The sequence below is a fragment of the Calothrix rhizosoleniae SC01 genome (assembly GCF_900185595.1).
Classification (GTDB): domain Bacteria; phylum Cyanobacteriota; class Cyanobacteriia; order Cyanobacteriales; family Nostocaceae; genus Calothrix_A; species Calothrix_A rhizosoleniae.
Map to the genome: position 1 here is coordinate 1 of NZ_FYBH01000451.1, position 1501 is coordinate 1501.

Sequence of the window (1501 nt, forward strand, 5' to 3'; positions counted from 1 at the left end):
GGAGCAATAGCAGAACGTACCAGCCAGTTGTGGGTTCCTGGCGACCCGATTGATCTGGTTTCCGTCTCCCTTGATGGAAATGCAAACCCAGCAGACATTGAGGGGATGGTAGCCATCAATTCAGCCGGTAGGCAATGGCTCAATGATGAAATGCCTACTGATACTTACCTGGATTACCTGGAATTTTACGGCATTTTGAACCCATATGAACTCTTAGATGAGTTCTCAGAACATGTTGAGCTTGTAACGTCCTACTAAAACAATGGCTCGTACTTTAGAGCTAGGTAATTCCGCCAATTGGGACTTGGTATGGACTGAAAGTTTTACCGGGCAAGTTATCACCCCCACTTTCACTAATCCAATCCCAGAAATATCAGTACCAGTTATCTTTGACAAGCATGTTCTAGCCGTGGGCATCCAAACCGATGTACCGGAGGGCAAACAATGGTTTTGGGGCGGGTACTTGTACCAAAAGTTTCAGCTTGGTTTGATTATTGGTAGCAATCCCAACAGCGACACCATTAGTCGTCGGAGTTTGGATGTTAACACGGAAAATTTAATTATTTTCCCTAAGTATCTGCCTACTTATGCCGTAACCATTCGATTGCCTAAATGGTTCAAAGATACTACCACCCAAGTTACTATCTGGGAATACATAGGGATTGATGTTGACTCGGTTGATGCGGAATTATCTGAAATTAAACAAAAAATTGATGATTTAACTACTTACGGTAATCCCTAAATGCCTTGGCAATCATTAGGTGACTTCAGCTTAACTGACCAGTGGCAAACCACGCCGTCAGTTACTGGAGAATTATTCAGGATAAAGCATTCCTCAATTCCTGAAGGGGTACCAACCCCACGCGCTGTTATTGCTCAATCCTTTCTGGATGAACAATCTGTATTTAACACTTTTGAATCACAACTTTTAACTTACAAGCAGGAAGTAGAGAGTTTTTCTTTCTACTTTCCCAACGGGTTAACTGAGCATTCCATTGCTATAAAACGGCTGGATAATTTTCAGTTTCCTTGGAATCTTACCATTGAAACCTTTGTCCCGGAAAATGATACTCAAGCTGTTGAGTTAAATAAATTCTATGAACTGATTGTTTTATTAAATTCAGTTCCTATCCCTGTAACAACGATGGAAACTAATTTAACTCCATCTTACAATAACGTTTTTGTAGTACGAAGAAAATCCAGTTTATTGGTTCCTGCTAATGCCAACAGAAAGGAATTGATTATCAGAAATCCCAACTCTAAGGACTTAATTTTAGGATTTTCTGTTGATGATAATAATGTTCTCAAAGAGGAATTATGGGAAGTTGGTAAAAAGGAGAAGTTCAGATTACCAATTGCTTATAGGGGGGATATTTATTGTAAATCAAGCTTTACAGGGGTTGTTTATGTTTGTCAGTTTGAATAATTAAATTTAGCATAATGAGTTTATCCGAATCTGCCCAACTTTTAACAAATACTGATTTTAGGAATCGGGTACAAA

The 1501-nt window shown here is 39.2% G+C and carries 3 protein-coding genes; all 3 read left to right on the forward strand.

What is annotated here, in order from left to right; all coding sequences use genetic code 11:
* Nucleotides 1–258: hypothetical protein (locus CALSC_RS25260; RefSeq protein ID WP_143288396.1), on the forward strand; the 258-nt coding region annotated here is incomplete at its 5' end.
* A 4-nt stretch (nt 259–262) separates the two neighbouring features.
* Nucleotides 263–742, forward strand: a complete 480-nt coding sequence (locus CALSC_RS25265) for a hypothetical protein (protein WP_088243935.1) — start codon at nt 263–265, stop codon at nt 740–742.
* Nucleotides 743–1426, forward strand: coding sequence for a hypothetical protein (locus CALSC_RS25270; RefSeq protein ID WP_088243936.1), 684 nt, complete (start codon nt 743–745; stop codon nt 1424–1426).
* Nucleotides 1427–1501: the final 75 nt, after the last annotated feature.

Bases quoted from the DNA above. Each gene is read 5' to 3' on its own strand.
- CALSC_RS25265 (WP_088243935.1), top strand. From the start codon at position 263: ATGGCTCGTACTTTAGAGCTAGGTAATTCCGCCAATTGGGACTTGGTA.
- CALSC_RS25270 (WP_088243936.1), top strand. From the start codon at position 743: ATGCCTTGGCAATCATTAGGTGACTTCAGCTTAACTGACCAGTGGCAA.